This window comes from Acetoanaerobium sticklandii, assembly GCF_000196455.1.
GTDB classification, from domain to species: domain Bacteria; phylum Bacillota; class Clostridia; order Peptostreptococcales; family Filifactoraceae; genus Acetoanaerobium; species Acetoanaerobium sticklandii.
Map to the genome: position 1 here is coordinate 2,342,508 of NC_014614.1, position 18,449 is coordinate 2,360,956.

The 18,449-nt window shown below is 35.7% G+C and carries 17 protein-coding genes; all 17 read right to left on the reverse strand.

What is annotated here, in order from left to right; all coding sequences use genetic code 11:
• Positions 1-15: 15 nt before the first annotated feature.
• Complete coding sequence (gene prdA, locus CLOST_RS11235; protein WP_013362444.1) at positions 16-1,905, reverse strand: D-proline reductase (dithiol) proprotein PrdA; 1,890 nt, start codon at positions 1,903-1,905, stop codon at positions 16-18.
• A 32-nt stretch (positions 1,906-1,937) separates the two neighbouring features.
• On the reverse strand, positions 1,938-3,224 hold the full coding sequence (prdC, locus tag CLOST_RS11240) for a proline reductase-associated electron transfer protein PrdC (protein ID WP_013362445.1): 1,287 nt from the start codon (positions 3,222-3,224) through the stop codon (positions 1,938-1,940).
• A 294-nt stretch (positions 3,225-3,518) separates the two neighbouring features.
• Entirely contained in the window at positions 3,519-5,273 is a 1,755-nt protein-coding gene (gene prdR, locus CLOST_RS11245) for a sigma-54 dependent transcriptional regulator PrdR (protein ID WP_013362446.1), read from the reverse strand.
• A 34-nt stretch (positions 5,274-5,307) separates the two neighbouring features.
• A complete protein-coding gene (locus CLOST_RS11250) occupies positions 5,308-5,796 on the reverse strand; it encodes a prolyl-tRNA synthetase associated domain-containing protein (RefSeq protein WP_013362447.1) in 489 nt (162 codons plus the stop codon).
• Between the two features lie 157 nt (positions 5,797-5,953).
• Positions 5,954-7,399 (reverse strand): proline--tRNA ligase, encoded by a 1,446-nt coding sequence (proS, locus tag CLOST_RS11255; RefSeq protein ID WP_013362448.1) that lies wholly within the window; start codon positions 7,397-7,399, stop codon positions 5,954-5,956.
• Positions 7,400-7,743: 344 nt separating this feature from the next.
• A complete protein-coding gene (locus CLOST_RS11260) occupies positions 7,744-8,154 on the reverse strand; it encodes a Mini-ribonuclease 3 (protein ID WP_041487209.1) in 411 nt (136 codons plus the stop codon).
• Positions 8,136-9,536, reverse strand: coding sequence for a cysteine--tRNA ligase (cysS, locus tag CLOST_RS11265; protein ID WP_013362450.1), 1,401 nt, complete (start codon positions 9,534-9,536; stop codon positions 8,136-8,138). The genes CLOST_RS11260 and cysS overlap by 19 nt, the downstream gene beginning before the upstream one ends.
• Before the next feature lie 24 nt (positions 9,537-9,560).
• Complete coding sequence (gene epsC, locus CLOST_RS11270; RefSeq protein ID WP_013362451.1) at positions 9,561-10,136, reverse strand: serine O-acetyltransferase EpsC; 576 nt, start codon at positions 10,134-10,136, stop codon at positions 9,561-9,563.
• Between the two features lie 51 nt (positions 10,137-10,187).
• The gene (gene cysK, locus CLOST_RS11275; RefSeq protein WP_013362452.1) at positions 10,188-11,102 is read right to left on the reverse strand and encodes a cysteine synthase A; all 915 of its coding nucleotides are present in this window, start codon (positions 11,100-11,102) and stop codon (positions 10,188-10,190) included.
• A gap of 225 nt (positions 11,103-11,327) precedes the next feature.
• The gene (locus CLOST_RS11280; RefSeq protein ID WP_013362453.1) at positions 11,328-12,344 is read right to left on the reverse strand and encodes a nucleoid-associated protein; all 1,017 of its coding nucleotides are present in this window, start codon (positions 12,342-12,344) and stop codon (positions 11,328-11,330) included.
• On the reverse strand, positions 12,344-13,831 hold the full coding sequence (gene gltX / locus CLOST_RS11285) for a glutamate--tRNA ligase (RefSeq protein ID WP_013362454.1): 1,488 nt from the start codon (positions 13,829-13,831) through the stop codon (positions 12,344-12,346). Before gltX ends, CLOST_RS11280 begins: the two co-directional genes overlap by 1 nt.
• Before the next feature lie 109 nt (positions 13,832-13,940).
• Complete coding sequence (gene ispF / locus CLOST_RS11290) at positions 13,941-14,414, reverse strand: 2-C-methyl-D-erythritol 2,4-cyclodiphosphate synthase (protein ID WP_013362455.1); 474 nt, start codon at positions 14,412-14,414, stop codon at positions 13,941-13,943.
• Positions 14,415-15,116, reverse strand: coding sequence for a 2-C-methyl-D-erythritol 4-phosphate cytidylyltransferase (ispD, locus tag CLOST_RS11295; RefSeq protein ID WP_013362456.1), 702 nt, complete (start codon positions 15,114-15,116; stop codon positions 14,415-14,417).
• Between the two features lie 218 nt (positions 15,117-15,334).
• Positions 15,335-15,535, reverse strand: coding sequence for a hypothetical protein (locus tag CLOST_RS11300; RefSeq protein ID WP_013362457.1), 201 nt, complete (start codon positions 15,533-15,535; stop codon positions 15,335-15,337).
• Positions 15,536-15,557: 22 nt separating this feature from the next.
• Positions 15,558-16,538, reverse strand: a complete 981-nt coding sequence (locus CLOST_RS11305; RefSeq protein ID WP_013362458.1) for an ABC transporter ATP-binding protein — start codon at positions 16,536-16,538, stop codon at positions 15,558-15,560.
• Complete coding sequence (locus tag CLOST_RS11310) at positions 16,539-17,519, reverse strand: ABC transporter ATP-binding protein (RefSeq protein ID WP_013362459.1); 981 nt, start codon at positions 17,517-17,519, stop codon at positions 16,539-16,541. It abuts the gene before it with no gap.
• Between the two features lie 15 nt (positions 17,520-17,534).
• Positions 17,535-18,449, reverse strand: coding sequence for an oligopeptide ABC transporter permease (gene opp4C / locus CLOST_RS11315; RefSeq protein WP_013362460.1), 915 nt, complete (start codon positions 18,447-18,449; stop codon positions 17,535-17,537).

Below are 18,449 nucleotides of genomic sequence, written 5' to 3' on the forward strand. Positions count from 1 at the left end.
TTTTAAAAGAACGGTTTATTTATCTGCCTCATAGATTTCTTTTCTCTTCTTGCTCATTGGTAGAACTTGCTCATTTGGAAGTAGAGTAATTTCTTTTCCTGCTTGCTCTTCGATTAAATCCACGTTGTTTTCTTTAACGTTTTTGTTGAATTTTCTCTCAGCAACTTTTACTTCTTCTTCAGCTATTGCTGCTTTAAGCATAGCAACTGCTCTTATAGCATCTTCTGGGCAAAGAGTGTTGTTAGAAAGAATTTCATTTTCTATACCTTGCTCAGATTTATTGTTATCTACCATGTATTTCATGTATTTGTTTCCAACAACTAGAGCTCCCTGAACAGCACAGAATGACATTCCAACAACTGGAATTCCTCTCATACCAACTTGCTCATGGTGGCTAGCAAAGTCTATATGGTTGTTTCCGAAACCTTCAGTTGTGATGAAAGCTCCCTCTACATCCATAGTTTCAACTAACATACCTAGTCTTTCTGATACGTAGAACTTCTCAGCGTTAACCTGAGGAGAACCAACAAATACAACACCTGCTAAGTCAAATTCTTCGTCATTCATAACTTCAATTACTAGAGGCTCTCTCCAGTAATGTCTAGAGTTCTCTTTTGATGCAGGTCCTATACAAGTAAGTGCATGGATTCCTCCATCAAGTACCTCAAGAGGTGAAAGAACAACTGGAACGTTTCCAAGGTCAACGTTTGGCTTTGCACCTATTACTCCTACTGGCTCTACAGGAAGGATTAGGTTATCATGCATTGCGCCTTGTCCCATGATTTCTTTGATGATTACAACTTTCTTCTTGCCAGGTCTTCTGTACTGAGCTAACTCTTCAGTTTCAACTACTTCAGAATCATCAAGCTTCTTAAGAGCTTCTCTGATTTCTTGAGTGATGAAATCAGTTGCTTTATGAGCAGCAAGTGGTCCTGGTCTTTCCATGTTAGTACCAGCTTTTATAGTAACTTGAGTCTTGATAAGGATTTCTCCTTTATCAGGAGCTCCAGGTCTTCCCCACATGATGTTTGCATCAAGTTCACCTTCAGATGAACCAAACTCACCGATTTGAACTCCATCTTCGTCAGTTCCTGTAACCATTATTATAGCTCCATCGATAACACGAGTAACACCTTGTCCTATTTTTCCGTCGCCTTCTTTAGTAGCTATAGGCTGAACGTCCATAATAGTTTCGCTGTACTTGCCGTAATCAGCTGGAGTAATGATTTCTACTTTGATATCTGTAACTAGGTTGCTTACTTTTACAGCATCTTCGCAGATATTTTCTCTAATGTAAATAGTGTTATTTTCAATTTTTGTCTCAGGTCCAAATTCTACCTTCTCAATTTTGAAATGCTTCTTTTGAAGTGTTCTTACAAGCTTTGGCTCTCCTGCTGGTGCTACTACTTGCTCTGTAGCTGATGCTACTGGCATAGCTACTCCTGCTGGTGCTGCAGCTGTTGGAGCAACTACTCCCATTTGTCCTGCAATTGTTAAAGGGATTTCAAGATTGATATCTTTTCCTTCTCCAATATGAATCTTAAGCATTGAACCAGTCACATTTGCTACTGGCATAGCAGCTGGTGCTACCTCTGCTACAGGAGCTTCTACTGGTGCTGAAGCTTCTTGCTTAGGTGCTTCTTCGCTTATAGAATTTACTCCCTCAAGTAATTCTGGAGTAAGTGGAGTAAGTGAATCAGCTGTTTTAACTAATTTCGCTCCTAAAACCTCTCCTATTTTAAGGCAGTTAGCAGGAATAGTTAATAAACCTGAATCCTCCAAGTCACCAAATATAGCTGGATCTTCTAAATTACTAGGTCCAATTACTGTACCCTCTTCTGCACGACAACATAAAACGGCTAAATCATTAGCATGCTCTTTCGCACTTTCTAAAGTTATTGACACAAGCCTTCCTCCTTATCTAAATTATAATTTTTTTATTTATCAGTTCTTCTAACAAGTCTTTGTCCTGCTGCTCTAAGTACATGGTCTGTACTGTGATATGTTGGAACTCCTAACCTAGGAGCTACTCCCATAACGGTATTCGTTCAGTCTCCGCAAGTACCTGTCAAAAGAATTTGTATACCTTTTTTCTTCATGCTGATTACTTTTTCAGCTTGACCAGGGCATATTCCTGGGTTATCGCAGCGGTATCTTCCATCTACCTCTACCATTCTCTTACATTTCTCTACAGCTACAACCTCTGCACCCATTTCTTTAGCGATTTCTCTTAGTCTGTCTTCTTGGGCTCCGCATTCGCAAGCCAGTAGACCAACTTTTCTCTCGTCATGTACAAAAGGCATAGCTACTAAAATTCCACCTGTTGTTTTTGTTATCGGAGCATCTTCTTCTACATGTCTTCCAGTAAAAGGTCCTCCCATAACAATTTCGCCGTGAGGATTCATATATCCACCACAAAGATCAATATATTTTTTTACACTCTCGCCTACAGGTACATCCATAAATACTTTTCCATCAGTAGCATCCATTACTCTTCCAGCAACAGTTATATCTTTTGTGATATATGGCTTTCTAAGTTCTATTGCATTTACAATATGCTTTAAAGTCTCTACATTTTGAATAACAGCATTGGCAGCCTTTGGTAACTGTCCTGGCTCTAGAAGAACTCCTAAGATATCTCTTACTATTGCTCTTTCATCTCCAGCAGGATACATATCTGGAAGAATCTTAACTTCTATATCAGGCTCAAGCTCGCAAGCTGTTTTAAGAATTCTTAGAGCTTTTCTGTGCTTTGCTTTCATCGCTATGTATGCCTTAGATGCATTTGTGATTTCTTTTACGTATTTAAGACCTCTTATTATAAGCTGAGGATCTTCTTCCATTAGCTTTATATTGTGACCTAGTACAGGTTCACACTCTGCTCCGTTGGCAATAACATATCCACCTTCAAGGTTTACGTTAAGCTTTACATGAGTAGGAAAGCCTGCTCCTCCTGAGCCAACTATTCCAGCTTCCTGGATAGCTTCAATGTGGGTATTTGTATCTTTAATCTTTACGAATTCATCTGGTTGATTTTCGTCTGCTTCAATAATGATTGCAGTTTCATTTACAGCTTTTACAACACCATAAACGCTTGAGTGAAGATTTGCTCCTAAACCATTTGGTTTAGCAATCAATTCTCCTTTTTGAACTTTTTGTCCAGCCTCAACTATACTTTGGCATGGTGCGCCTACATGCTGTTTTAAAAGTAAAACAATATCCATCATTTCACCTCCTTCAACTTTGTTTGTTAATAAACAAAGCAAGTACCGTGCCAAAAAATAAACAATTGATATTTTTTTATTTTAATTACCTTCAAATCCAGAATTCTAGCTATAAATTTTATTTATTGCGATTATAATAATTACTTATCTCAAAAATAAAACCTCTATGTTGATGTCAGTTTTCTGACACTAACTTAGAGGTTTTGTTAAAATTAAAACGTAACGAACTTAAAATCAATGCATCAGAGCAATTTGTGTCAGTTTTCTGACACATGTCAATTTTTTGACATATGGTTATAAGTATTGATTTAAGTCATAAAATTTGATTTTATAGTAGAGAGTACTTCTAGGAATATCCAGCAGTTTAGCCGCTTGTTGCTTGTTATTCCCACACTCTTTCATTGCATCATGAATCGCTTTTATTTCAGTTTTTCTTATAAGGTCTGTTAAACTCTTTTCATTTTTTATGTTTATTGTTTTATCTTCCTTGTTATTTATATATTCAGGGAGAGTATCTATTTGAATTTCATTATTTTTAGAAAAAACAACTAAATGCTCTACCATATTTTTAAGCTCTCTTATATTTCCTGGCCAGCTATAGTTCATGAGCATATTTAATATTTCAGGAGAAATATTTGGAACCTTCATATGATTTTCCCTACAAAATTCTTCAATAAAAAGCTTAACAAAAAGTGGAACGTCTTCTATCCTGTCGCTTAAACTAGGAAGCTTTATGTTTACAACATTTAATCTATAGTAAAGGTCCTCTCTAAATGTTCCCGACTTTACCATATCTTCTAAATTTCTATGAGTAGCGGAAATTACTCTCACATCGAGAGATATACTCTTATCTCCACCCACTCTCATAAGCTGTCTTTCTTGAAGTACTCTAAGGAGCTTTGCCTGCATATGAAGAGGCATATCACCTATTTCATCAAGAAAAAGTGTTCCTCCATTTGCTATCTCAATTTTTCCTATTTTCCCTTTGCTAAGAGCCCCAGTAAATGCACCACTTTCATAGCCGAACATCTCACTTTCAAAAAGACTCTCAGGTATAGCACTGCAGTTTATAGCTACAAAAGCTCCTTCTCTGCCACTTGACTGATGTATAGCCCTTGCAAATACTTCTTTACCAGTACCACTTTCACCACTGATAAGCACACTACTGGTCGTCGATGCAACCTGATAGGCTCTATCTATAGTATGAGTCATTATTTTACTTTTCCCAACTATATTGCCAAAGGAAAATTTATCTTCGTTCATTTTTCTAACTTCTACTTGAAGATAGTCTAGCTTCTCTTTAGTGAATTCAAGTTCTCTGGATAGGTTTGTAATTTCTGACACATCTCTCTCAGTAGATACTACGCCGATTAATTTGCCATTTTTAATAAGTGGAAGAGCACTTATATTTACATAAGTATTTTTTCTAGGGCTGTGGATGATGTTTTCCACAGGTTCTTTGCTTTTTAGCACATCTAATAACAAAGCCGTAGGGAAAAATTCCTCAAGCTTTTTACCAATAATTTCTGATTTTTTTATTCCGTAAAGCTTTTCTGAGCCTCTACCCCAAATGCAAACCATTCCTTTATTATCTATTATGCATATGCCTTCATGAACGTTATCCCATAACAGCTCATACAAATCTTCATTTGCTTGAATTTTAGGATATAGCTTGTACACTATGTCCTGAGTTCTAAGTACCCCTACTAGCTTTTCATCATCTAAAACAAATACTCTATCTACTTGATTTTCCCTCATTATGTCTTTTGCCATAAGAACTGTATCTTCTACATTAAGATAAAAGGGCTTATTAGCCCTGATATCGAATAGTTTTTTTTCTGAAAAGCTTTGACTTAATGAAATTTTTATTATATCGTCAAATTTTATATACCCTGTAAGCTTTTCATGGTGTCTTACTATTACCTCTTTGAGATTATTAAGAGCTATATGCTCTACGCATCTTCTAAGAGATATGTCTGAGTCAAACACTATAAAATCCTTTGACATTATTTCCTTGACTTTAAGACGTTTAGTTTGGTTAAAAAACATTAATTAACGCCATCCTTTTTAATATCATTTATAATTACAGCTCAATTGCCTTAAAAGTATTACCATTTGCCTTGACTATTTTTTCAAGATCCTCATACGAAAGCACAACTGTAGCGCTGTTGTCATTTGGGTGAACTGCTACACAGCTTCTTCCTACAAGATTTTTATCAAATACTACTTCAACTTCTGCAGTTTCATCGTTTAAAACTCCAAACGGAGATACTGCTCCCTTAGTTAGCTTTAAATACTTTTGTAATCTATCTTCTGAAGCGAAGCTGAGCTTTGTAGAGCCTATTTTATCTTGAAGTGTTTTCAAATCAATTTTTTGGTCCTTATCTGCTACTACTAGGTAATGCTGTCTGCCTTTAGCATCTCTTAGAAATAAATTTTTTACAATGTAGTCTACATTTTCAATATCTATTTTTTCCATTTCTTCTATTGTATATACTGGATCGTGTTCTATAAGAGTGTAATTGATTTTTAGTTCATCTAATTTAGCAATTACTGCTTGTTTTGCATCCATGTCCATTCTCCTTTATAGTTCAATATTTTTTTAAATATGGCTATATCTCTACCTGTAGAATACCAAAAAGGAAGAAATTATACAAGCTAAAGGACACTAATCGAAGCATTCACATGCATCAATTAGTGCCCTTAAATTTAATATTAATTATAAAATTTTAGTAAGCTTTTGCTAGATATACCATATGCTTAGCTGGCTTTCCGCAGAACTGACAAGTCTCTCCAAGATTTTCTTGAACAAAAGGAATACAACGAATTGTTACTCCTGTATCTTCTTTAATCTTAGCCTCACACTCTTCTTCTCCGCACCACATTCCTTTTGCAAAACCTGGAGTTTCAATCATTTTTCTCTTGAACTCCTCATAATCCTTGAATGTAAATGTTTTACTGTCTCTATGAGCTCTAGCTCTTTCAAGCATATCAGTATGCACTGTATCTAGAAGATTTTTCACTGTATCTCCTATATTGTCAAGGCTGTAAGAATCTTTAGAAAGTGTATCTCTTCTAGCTATCATAGCTACATTATTTTCGATGTCTCTAGGTCCTATTTCTAATCTTAGAGGTACACCCTTCATTTCATACTGGTTGAATTTCCAGCCTGGGCTGTAGTTAGTATCATCATCTAAAGTAACTCTTATGCCTTTTGCTTCTAATTCTTTTTTGATTTCATAAGCTTTATCTAGTACCCCTTCTTTGTTTTGAGCTATAGGGATAATAACAACTTGAGTAGGTGCTACTCTTGGAGGAAGTACTAAGCCTCTGTTGTCTCCATGAACCATTATGATTCCACCTATAAGTCTTGTAGAAGCTCCCCAAGAAGTGTGATGAGGATACTCTAGCTCGCCTGTTCTTCCTTGGAAAGTGATATCAAAAGCTTTAGTGAAGTGCTGTGCTAGATTGTGAGAAGTTCCTGACTGAAGTGCTTTTCCATCGTGCATCAAAGCTTCTATAGTGTAAGTAGCTGCAGCTCCAGCAAATCTTTCTCTATCTGATTTTCTTCCATCTACTACTGGAATAGCTAGTAAATCCTCAGCCATCTCTTTGTATATAGCAAGCATTTGAAGTGTTTCAGCTTGCGCCTCTTCAGCTGTTTCATGAAGAGTATGTCCCTCTTGCCATAAAAACTCAGATGTTCTTAAAAATGGTCTAGTTGATTTTTCCCATCTTACAACAGAACACCACTGGTTGTATAGATAAGGAAGCTCTCTATATGAAGTAAGCCATTTTGAATACATAGAACAAATTATAGTCTCTGATGTAGGTCTAACGCAAAGTCTTTCTGCTAGCTTTTCACTACCTCCATGAGTTACCCATGCAACCTCTGGAGCAAAGCCCTCAACGTGCTCTTTTTCTTTATTAAGTAGACTTTCTGGTATAAGAAGAGGGAAATAACAGTTCTGATGTCCTGTTTCTTTAAATCTTCTATCCAAAAATGCCTGGATATTTTCCCAAATAGCATATCCATAGGGCTTGATTACCATAAAGCCTTTTACAGGTGAATAATCAACTAAGTCTGTTTTAGTGATTACATCAGTATACCACTGTGGAAAGTCTTCATCCATGTTGGTAATATCTTTTACAAATTCTTGGTCCTTTTTCGCCATTGATAATCTTCCTCCTTAAAATAATAAGCATATCTATTTTAGATTGCTGATTTTTAATATTAATATGTTTTTATGAACTAAAAAAGCCATCATCTCTAAATATATAGAGACGATGGCTCGCGGTACCACTCTAATTAATGTATGCAATGAACTGCATACACTCACTCAACAGGATATAACGCTCCTACCGTTTAGTTTATTGCTAAATGCTCCAGGTCAGGTTCAAAATTAATATAGCTAAGAAGTCTTTCAGCCGGTGGACTTCACTCTCTAGTTAGCATCATAATTTTTACTAGCTCCTATCAAAGCAGTGTATAAAGTTATTTAATATCTTATTATACATTCTATTTACTTGTCAAGCAGTTATTTATTAATTTTATGCTTTCATCTATTATTTCTTCCATTCTATCAGTTAAGCTGGAAAAATAAAGATACCCTAATAGCGCCTCAAATCCAGTAGCATATTTATATTCAGCTACATTTGCATTCTTAGGTGCGTTGCTAGCATGATTTCTGCCTCGCTTTACTACGCTCACCTCATCTTCACTTAGCTGCTCTTGCTTCATAAGTTCTAAAACTGCATAAGCCTGAGCTGAAGCCTTTACATATTTTACAGCTTCCTTATGAAGGTCATTTACCTTGAGCGTAGGGCACTTTCTTATCACATGAGCCCTTACCCTATCTTCGTACGCTGCATCGCCCATAAAAGCTAAAGATAAAATTCCTACTTTATTTACTAATTTACTTTCTTCCACTTTGTACCCTGCCTTGTATCTTCTATTTCTATGCCCATAGATTTTAGCTCATCTCTTATAGCATCTGCCAGTGCAAAATCTTTATTTTTCTTAGCCTCTACTCTATCCTTAATCAGCTTTTCAATCTGTTCATTGTCATTCGAATCTGTATCTTCAGCTTTTATAATATTTAGTACACCAGTAAGCTCATTAAATAAACTAAGATTTTTTTCAGCCCACTCAAGTGAAGAATTTTCTGTTACATTTGTGTTTGAAAATCTTGCCAGCTCAAAAATTATACTTATAGCATCAGCAGTATTTATATCGTCATCCATAGCTTCAATAAATCTGTCTCTGTGATTTTCAAGCGCACTCACAAGCTCAAGCTCAGATTCGTTCATCTGCCCCTTTGCATGCGATATAGTAAATACAAGTCTTTCCTTTGAATTTGCAAGTCTTTCCATCCCAGCCTTCGCTTGAAGTATCAGTTCCTTGCTAAAATTCACTGGATTTCTATAATGAGCTGATAACAAGAAAAATCTTATAACCTGTCCTGAAAACTCAGAAAGAATATCTCTTACAGTAAAGAAATTTCCAAGTGACTTGCTCATTTTTTGATTATCTACATTTATATATCCATTATGCATCCAATATCTAGCAAACTGTTTGCCAGACCTAGCTTCACTTTGAGCTATTTCATTTTCGTGGTGTGGGAAAATAAGATCCTGTCCACCTGCATGAATGTCAATTGTATCTCCAAGGTATCTCGCACTCATTACTGAGCACTCAATATGCCATCCTGGTCTGCCTTCTCCCCAAGGAGATTGCCAGCCTATTTCGCCCTCTTTTTTAGCCTTCCAAAGAGCAAAATCTATAGGATGCTTCTTTTCATCATTTACATCAATTCTAGCTCCTAAGTTAAGCTCCTCTAAATTCTGTTTAGATAGCTTTCCATACTCTTTATACGCTTGACTGTTAAAATACACATCTCCATTTAATTCATACGCAAAGCCCTTAGAAATTAAATCTTCTATAAAGGTTATGATGTTTTCAATATTTTCTGTTACTCTTGGATGAACGGTCGCTCTTTTTATACCTAGAGCATCTGCATCTTTAAAATATTCTGCGATGTATTTTTCAGCCACTTCAATTGGCGATATTCCTTCTTCATTCGCTCTTTTGATGATCTTGTCATCTACATCAGTAAAGTTTTGCACATAAGTTACTTCGTAACCTCTATACTCCATATAATTTCTAAATGCATCAAAAATCATAAATGGTCTTGCATTTCCTATATGGAAGAAGTTATACACTGTAGGTCCGCATACATACATCTTAATCTTGTTTTCTTCTAAAGGGATAAATGTTTCCTTTTGTCTAGTAAGTGTATTGTAAATCTTCAAAATGTTCCCTCCCCAAATCAAAATTTAGTGCTCGACCTTTTCTCCATTGAGCCTAACTACCTTCGCTGGTATTCCAACTGCTGTAGCATTCTTAGGTATATCATGCAGTACTACTGCATTGGCTCCTATTTTCGAGTTTTCACCTATCACTATAGGTCCAAGCACCTTTACTCCTGCTGATATTATAACATTATTTTCTACGGTTGGATGTCTTTTTCCTTTATCTTTTCCAGTTCCCCCGAGTGTAACTTGATGGAAAAGCATTACATCATCACCTATTTCAGCAGTTTCGCCTATAACAACGCCCATACCATGGTCTATAAAAAACCTTCTGCCTATCTGAGCCCCTGGATGAATCTCAATTCCAGTTAAAAATCTGCTGATTTGAGATATGAGTCTAGCTATAAAAAAATGTTTTCTATTATATAGGCTGTGAGCAACTCTGTGAAACATAATCGCATGAATACCAGGGGTGTTAACTAAGATATTAATTGCACCTTTTGCAGCAGGATCTTTTTCTCTAGCTACTTCTATAGTCTCTTTAATTTTTTCCATAAAGGTTAATTTTTGTTTTTCTCTCAAGCTTAACACCTCTCGCATTTATACTCTCCTATTTTATTTTCGGCCTATAAAGCTGCCTACTAGATTTATTTATTCATCTCCATATAAAGCTGTGCTTAGATATCTTTCTCCGTTATCAGGAGCAACAAACAGCACTTTTTTCCCTTTTCCAAGACGTTTAGCTGTTCTAATCGCAGCCTCTAATGCTGCTCCCCCTGAAATTCCAAGGAGGATTCCTTCTTTTGAAGCCATAAGTCTAGATGCATTAAAAGCTTCCTGCGTTTGAATTTGTTCTATCTTGCTTATATACTCAGTATCTAAAATACTAGGCACAAATCCTGCGCCTATCCCTTGAAGCTTATGCGGCCCTGGAGCATTTCCAGATAAAACTGCTGAATCTACTGGCTCTACAGCAACAATTTCTGCATTTATAGAGCTTTCTTTAAATGCTTTAGCAACTCCAGTAAGTGTTCCTCCTGTTCCTACTCCTACGACTAGAGCATCTAAATCAGGTAGGTCACTTATTATTTCCTTAGCTGTGTTTTTATAGTGAGCATCTACGTTATAGCTATTGTCAAACTGTCTTAGGATAATATAGCCATCTTCTTGTGCCATTTCTTCAGCTTTTGCTATAGCACCTTTCATGCCTTTAGCTCCTTCAGTTAAAACCAGCTCAGCTCCATAGGCTTTTAAGATTTTTCTTCTTTCTATACTCATAGTCTCTGGCATGCATAAAATTACTTTGTAGCCCTTTGCCGAGCCTACCATCGCTATTCCTATTCCAGTATTTCCACTTGTAGGCTCTACAATAATATCACCAAGCTTAAGCTTACCCTCTTTTTCCATGTTTTCTATCATATTTAATGCAGCTCTATCTTTTACTGAACCTCCTGGATTAAAAAATTCCAGCTTTACATAAAGCTCTGCCATATTCTCATCTGTTAAATTTTTAAGCTTAACTATTGGAGTTTTTCCTATTGTTTGCATGATATTTTCATAAATCATATTCTACCTCCTGAGATAATTTTTTCACTTATACATGTAATTATAAAATACAGCAAATATACTAAAATGCTATATTTATAGCTTAAGACATGTGTTCATACCTTTTATTTTATACCCAAATTTAGATAACATTATTTCTATATAAAGAAAATCATAGTATTCCAGTAGGATTACTATGATTTAAATAATATATTATTTGGTATGATTTTGTCAATCTAATCTTTACTAACTTTGTATATTCCCTATATTTTTAATCACTAGAGAAACAGTCCCATCTCCATTTGCTACAAATTCAAGCTTTGAAGGATCTCCATAGTAATTTACTGGAATCTTTACTTCTATTCCACTTTCGGTTATTATCTTTTGAATTTCAAATTTTCTCTTAAGTGCAGTTTCAGAAACTTCTATTTGCTCATTTTCGATGCCTGCTTTACTAAGAGCTTCTTTATATATGGCTTTAATCTCATCTGTTTCTTCAAAAGCTGTTTCTAATGCTTTTTCTACGCTTAGAATTCCATCTTCAACCACAGCATCAACAACAGCCTTTTTAATCTTAGCTTTTTTCTCTAAGTCATCTCCAATATACTTATTCTCTATATTCTTTGTGACTTTACTGAAGATATCTAGCTTTTCTTTTTCAGAGAAATTGCTTTTGCACTTTAAGAAATGTTCTTTTAAATAGAACTCTTTTTCTCCATTTATTTCATATTTCTTATCTAATAGTGCTATATCCATATGCATAAGATGAACTATAAAGCCTTCATCAGCCTTATGTCTATTGCTTGCAAAAAGTGAAGCGTCTTTTACTATGCTTATGCTCTGGCCATCTCTTATTGCTTCTATTTTTCTTGTAAGCATGGTTTTGTAATTGTACTTCATACCAGCTAGATAGTAGGCTTCATCCATCTGAAAAAGTGCAAATACCATATCTCCTGAGCTTATGTCTGGATTATCTTTTATAAGTTTAAATAACTCATAAGATAAATCCTTAGTTGCATCCATAAATAAGTTCATATCGCCAGAAAGTGCTTCAAATATACGTTTTGGCGAGCTATCCTCTACAAAATTGCTCCACTGCATATTTTTAGAATCTAGTATACTGCCTAGTGCATGCTCTATAAAACCTATTGTCGTACTATCATCAGCATCTACTTCAAAAGAAGAACAAATAGGAGTTTCAAAATTTGCATCCAGCACATGGATTACTGCTTTTATTAGCTCTATTTTTCCAAGTTCAAACATTATAACCCCCGAATGTGAGCCTTAGCTTGCTCTATACGAGAAAGTGCTTTCTCCTTGCCAAGTAAGCTAAGTACCATAGGGATATCTGGTCCATGATTTTGTCCAGTGATTATAACTCTTGTTCCCATAAATAGGTTCTTGCCTTTTATACCTTTTTCCTTTTGAATTTCCTTAAACATAGCTGAAACAAAATCTGGTGTTATCTTATCAGCTGCTGTTATTTTTGCTTCAAGCTCATCAGCTAGCTCCATCATATGCTCTAGCTTCATAAATTCTTTAGCTTCATCTTCAAGCTCTGGCATAGCAGAATTCAAAAAGCTTTTAATTTCTTCTGGAAACTGTGCTAGGTAATCAAGTCTATCTTTTACTGTATCCATAGCAAGTAAAAGCCACTCGTTATTAGCTTTAACTTCCTGCTCACCCATCAGCTTTTCTTTTATTACAAATTTCGAAGCCAAATCCACTAGTCTTTGAGTGTCAGCTTCTTTGATATAATGGCTATTAACCCAGTTCAGCTTAGCTGTATCAAATACTCCTCCGCTTTTAGATACTCTTTCTAGTGAAAAAGCTTCTATAAGCTCTGGCATAGAGAATATTTCTTTGTTGTCTTCAGGAGACCAGCCCACAAGAGCTATATAGTTTACTAGAGCTTCTGGAAGATAACCTTTATTTCTAAAATCCTCTACAGCTACATCGCCTTGTCTTTTAGATAGCTTCTTTCTATCCGCATTTAGAATGTTTGGAAGATGTACAAAAGTAGGCGCCTTCCACCCAAACATCTGATATAAAAGTACGTGTTTTGGTGTAGATGTAAGCCACTCTTCCCCTCTTATAACGTGAGTGATATCCATCATATGGTCATCCACAACTACTGCAAAATGATAAGTTGGGAATCCATCAGCCTTTATCAGAACTTGGTCATCCATATCAGAGGTATGAATAGAAACCTTTCCTCTTACTATGTCATTAAATGTAATACTTTTATTTTCAGGAAGCTTCATACGAATTACATAATCTTCTCCCTTGTCAAGCTTATCTTGGATTTCCTCTTGAGATAGCTCTCTACAATGTCCATCGTATTTAGGGTCTAACCCTTCATTTTTTTGCTGCTCTCTGATACGGTCAAGTCTACTTCTGCTACAGAAACAGTAATAAGCATCTCCCTTATCAATCAATGTCTTAATGTGCTCCTTATATATGTCTAGGCGCTCTGACTGAATATATGGCCCACAGTCTCCATTTTGAACTACTTTATTGTCATCTGAAAGCATAACACCTTCATCGTGGTTTACTCCTGCCCAGTTCATAGCAGAAAGCATTCCTTCTACTGCCCCTTCAACCAATCTAGTTCTGTCCGTGTCTTCTACTCTAAGTACATAATTTCCCTGCATTTTTCTTGCATACAAAAAATTGTATAGAGCCGTTCTAAGGCTTCCTATATGTACAAAGCCTGTAGGTGATGGTGCAAATCTTACTCTAACGCTCATATTCATCCTCCTTATAAAATCTTTTATACTTTCTTAAGCGTAATTATCTAAGCTTAGATAAACGCTACGTTATAACTATATTATATCTCACTCATAGCCTTTAATTATATCATTTTTTAAAAAGTATTGCCACAGACGATGAGCTAATTCCTTCTTTTCTACCCTCAAAACCCAAATGCTCAGTAGTAGTAGCTTTTACCCCTACCTGCTCCACATCTATTTCCAGAACCTGCGCTATTCTTACTCTCATGGAATCTATAAAAGGAGCCATTTTAGGCTGCTGAGCAATAATAACACTGTCAATATTACCAATTTTATATCCTTTCTCATCTATAAAAGAAGCTACTTCCTTTAAAAGAAGCATACTGTCTACACCCTTATATTTCATATCTGTATCTGGAAAAAACTTTCCTATATCTCCCATAGCAAGAGCTCCAAGCAAGCTGTCCATGATTGCATGGACAAGTACATCTGCATCAGAGTGTCCATCTAGTCCTTTTTCATGAGGTATAGTCACTCCTCCTATTATTAGCTTTCTATTTTCAACTAGCTTATGAACATCATAACCTATTCCTATTCTCATCTATTCTTCCTCCTTATATTTATGAAGTATAGCCTTTGCAAATACGAGGTCCTCTTTTGTAGTAATTTTTATATTGTCATAAGAGCCAATTACAGTTTTAACTCTACCCTTGTTGTGCTCTACAAGAGATGCATCATCTGTAGGCAGATTGTAGGTAGAGCTTGTTTCATAATTTTTATAGGCATCTATAAGAGCTTTTTTCTTGAATGCCTGAGGAGTATGCACTGCAAAAAGCGAAGCTCTATCTGGAGTATCAAAAACAAATCCATTTTTATCGACTACCTTTATAGTATCCTTGACTGGCACGCCTATGATACATCCATCAAACTGCGCCGCTCCCTCTATTACAGCTTTTATATCCTCACTTGAAAAAAAAGGCCTTACTCCATCGTGAATTATAACTATTTCTGAAGCTTCATCCACTAAAGCAAGCCCATTTTTAACTGAATCAATACGTTCCTTTCCTCCATAAGCTAGCTTAACTTTTTTATCCGTCACTATATAGGGCTTAACTTTTTCATTATAGATAGCTTCCTCTTCTTTTACTATCACTACTACTACTTCATCGATTAAGTAATCCTTTACAAGTTTTTCTATAGTTCTAAGGACAATTGCCTTGCCTTCCAAATCTATAAATTGCTTGTTAATCTCTGCATTCATCCTAGTCCCTTTTCCTGCAGCTACCACTATAGCACTTATCATAACATCCTCCCAAAATTTCTTATATCTCTACTAAAAGGTCATTCTAAATTCAAGTTAAAGATCATTCTAAATTCAAGCTTACCTCAAAAGTACGCTTTTATCAAAAACTATATGTCTATTATATATTAATCTCATACATAAATTCAAAATATAAGGCAGGTTATACCTTATTATTTTTAGGCAAGCAAAAAGCCAGCTAAAATTAGCTGACTTTTCTTTTAAAACCATACTTTGGTTATAAAAAACACTATGATGAAATATCCTAAAAGAATCAAAAGACCAAGTGGAATCAGTACCGAATATTGAGCCATGCAAAGTGCAATAAAGTCTTTCATTGTTATCTTCTCTGGAAAATCCTTCGATATGTCATCTCTTATTCTGTTAGCTTGCTGGTCTTGTTCTTTTTTCTTAAAAATCATCTGATATTTCTCCTATTTTATATTAATTATTTTTATCAAGTAAGTGACAAGCAACAAAGTGCTTATTTCCTCTATCCTTAAATTCTGGTATATCTGTCTTGCATATAGGCATAGCATATGGGCAGCGTGTATGAAACTTACATCCAGATGGTGGGTTTGCAGGAGAAGGAATATCTCCAGTAAGTATAATACGCTTTCTTTCTGCAGTTGGATCTGGCACTGGAGCAGCTGATAAAAGTGCCTGTGTATATGGATGAAGTGGATTTTTGTACATATCTTTTTTATTTGCAAGCTCTACCATAGAGCCTAAATACATAACTCCTACTCTCGTAGAAATATGCTCTACTACAGAAAGGTCATGCGAAATAAATAAATAAGTAAATCCACGCTCTTTTTGTAAATCCATAAGAAGGTTAATAATCTGAGCCTGTATAGAAACATCCAGTGCAGATACTGGCTCATCTGCTATTATAAAATCAGGGTCAAGTGCTAGAGCTCTAGCAATACCTATTCTTTGGCGCTGTCCTCCAGAAAACTCATGAGGATATCTATCTATATGATATGATGCTAGTCCACATTCTTCAATAGTTTTCATAACTTTTTTTCTAAGCTCTACTTTATCAGTAATTATTCCATGATCTAATAGAGCCTCTCCAACTATTTGTCCTACAGTCATTCTTGGATTAAGTGAACTGTATGGATCTTGGAATATCATCTGCATTTTAGGTCTTATAGCTCTTAGCTCTTTATGGTTTAAGCTATGAACTTCTTTACCGTTAAAATATACATCTCCTCCTGTTTTTTCAAACAGTCTGATAATAGCTCTTCCAGTTGTTGACTTTCCACAACCTGACTCTCCCACTATACCTAGAGTCTCTCCTTTTACTATATCAAAACTCACTCCATCTACTGCCTTAACATGTCCCACAGTTTTTTGAAGAACCCCAGCTTTGATAGGAAAATATTTCTTTAAATCTCTTACACTTAAAATTATTTCTGACACTTATTTTCCCTCCCCCTCATATAAAAAGCAGCTGATTTTGTGTTGCTCATCATAATATTTAATGGTAGGAATTTGAGTCTTGCAGATTTCCATGCAGTGCTCACATCTTTCATGGAAGTAGCAGCTATCTTTCATTCCTATTGGGTTAGGTACTTGACCAGGAATAGAATAAAGTCTATCAGCCTCCTGATTTATTACAGGCTTCGATTTAAGTAGTCCTCTAGTGTATGGATGAAGAGGATTCTTAAATATATCATTTACTGGTCCTTCTTCTATTACCTTTCCAGCATACATTACTACCACATAGTCTGCCATCTCAGCAACAACACCAAGGTCATGAGTAATCAGCATAATAGATGTCTGTGTTTTTTGCTTTATATCTCTCATCAAATCTAGTATCTGAGCTTGAATAGTAACATCAAGCGCAGTAGTAGGCTCATCAGCTATAAGTAGCTTCGGATTACACGAAAGCGCCATAGCTATCATAATTCTTTGTCTCATTCCTCCAGATAATTCATGAGGATATGAATCAACTATAGCTTCTGCTCTAGGGATACCTACAAGTTTTATCATCTCAATTGCTTTATCTCTAGCTTGTTTTTTATCTAATTTTTGATGAAGCATAATAGACTCCATAATCTGGTTTCCTACTGTAAAAACAGGATTAAGAGAAGTCATTGGCTCCTGAAAAATCATAGAGATATCATTTCCTCTAATGCTCATCATCTCTTCTTCAGAAAGCGAGGTTATATCTTTTCCATCAAAACTTATATTTCCTTTTACTATCTCACCTTGAGGAGCTGCTATTAGTCTCATAAGAGAAAGTGCAGTAACAGACTTACCACATCCAGACTCTCCAACTACGCACACAGTTTCTCCTTCTTTAATCTTATAACTCACTCCGTTAACAGCTTTTACTGTTCCGGCTTCAGTATAAAAATAGGTATGCACATCTTTAAATTCAACCAATGTTTTTGCCATCTACTCGTCTTCCTCCTATCGCTTCAATTTTGGGTCTAAGGCATCTCTTAGTCCGTCGCCGAACAAGTTAATCGCCATAACTGTTAAGAATATACATACTCCCGGCGGAATCCAAAGCCAAGGTCTGTTTTGGAAATTATAAAAATTATTAACCGCTTGAATCATATTTCCCCAAGATGGAATAGGTGGTACAACTCCAAGTCCCAAGAAAGAAAGCGCTGATTCCATAAGTATTGAGCTACCTATTCCTAGAGTAGCATTAACTATGATAGTTGGAACTACGTTTGGTATAAGATGCTTGAATATTTTTCTGCTATCTTTTAAACCTAGTGCTTCTGCTGCTTGCATAAATTCCTGCTCTCTAAGAGTAAGAATCTGACCTCTTACAAGTCTTGAAAGCCCTGCCCAGCTAAGAATACCTAATATGAACATTACTACAAATATTCTTCTTTCTGGAAGTACCTTTAAATCACTCATAACAGCAGCAAGTATTACAAGTATAGGCATAGTAGGAACTGCCATGAAAATATCTGCTATTCTCATAAGGACGTTATCTATCCAGCCACCGTAAAACCCAGAAAGCCCTCCAACTAGAGTCCCGATGAATACAGAAATAGCTACAGACACAAGCCCAACTAAAAGGGATATTCTTCCCCCTAGCATAAGTCTAAGAAGCACATCTCTACCTACAGAATCAGTTCCAAGCCAAAACTGAGAGCTAGGTGGTTTATTTGCATTAAGTACATTTGTTGTAATCATATCGTGAGGTGAAAGAAACGGTCCTATAAAAGAAAATATAAACATGCCTAGTAATATAATAAATCCAACCATAGATAGTTTATTTTTCTTAAGTCTTCTATATGTCATCCTCCAAGGAGATTCTATAGTCTCATTGGAGCTAATTTTCACTTTTTTGTTAACTGCCTCCAT

Coding starts and splice junctions, on each gene's coding strand:
- gltX (WP_013362454.1), bottom strand. CDS start 13,831: ATGAGCGTTAGAGTAAGATTTGCACCATCACCTACAGGCTTTGTACAT.
- CLOST_RS11280 (WP_013362453.1), bottom strand. CDS start 12,344: ATGTTTGAACTTGGAAAAATAGAGCTAATAAAAGCAGTAATCCATGTG.
- proS (WP_013362448.1), bottom strand. CDS start 7,399: ATGGCGAAAAAGGACCAAGAATTTGTAAAAGATATTACCAACATGGAT.
- epsC (WP_013362451.1), bottom strand. CDS start 10,136: ATGCGAGAGGTGTTAAGCTTGAGAGAAAAACAAAAATTAACCTTTATG.
- CLOST_RS11300 (WP_013362457.1), bottom strand. CDS start 15,535: ATGATTTTTAAGAAAAAAGAACAAGACCAGCAAGCTAACAGAATAAGA.
- opp4C (WP_013362460.1), bottom strand. CDS start 18,449: ATGGAGGCAGTTAACAAAAAAGTGAAAATTAGCTCCAATGAGACTATA.
- CLOST_RS11310 (WP_013362459.1), bottom strand. CDS start 17,519: ATGGCAAAAACATTGGTTGAATTTAAAGATGTGCATACCTATTTTTAT.
- ispF (WP_013362455.1), bottom strand. CDS start 14,414: ATGAGAATAGGAATAGGTTATGATGTTCATAAGCTAGTTGAAAATAGA.
- prdR (WP_013362446.1), bottom strand. CDS start 5,273: ATGTTTTTTAACCAAACTAAACGTCTTAAAGTCAAGGAAATAATGTCA.
- cysK (WP_013362452.1), bottom strand. CDS start 11,102: ATGATTTATGAAAATATCATGCAAACAATAGGAAAAACTCCAATAGTT.
- CLOST_RS11250 (WP_013362447.1), bottom strand. CDS start 5,796: ATGGATGCAAAACAAGCAGTAATTGCTAAATTAGATGAACTAAAAATC.
- ispD (WP_013362456.1), bottom strand. CDS start 15,116: ATGATAAGTGCTATAGTGGTAGCTGCAGGAAAAGGGACTAGGATGAAT.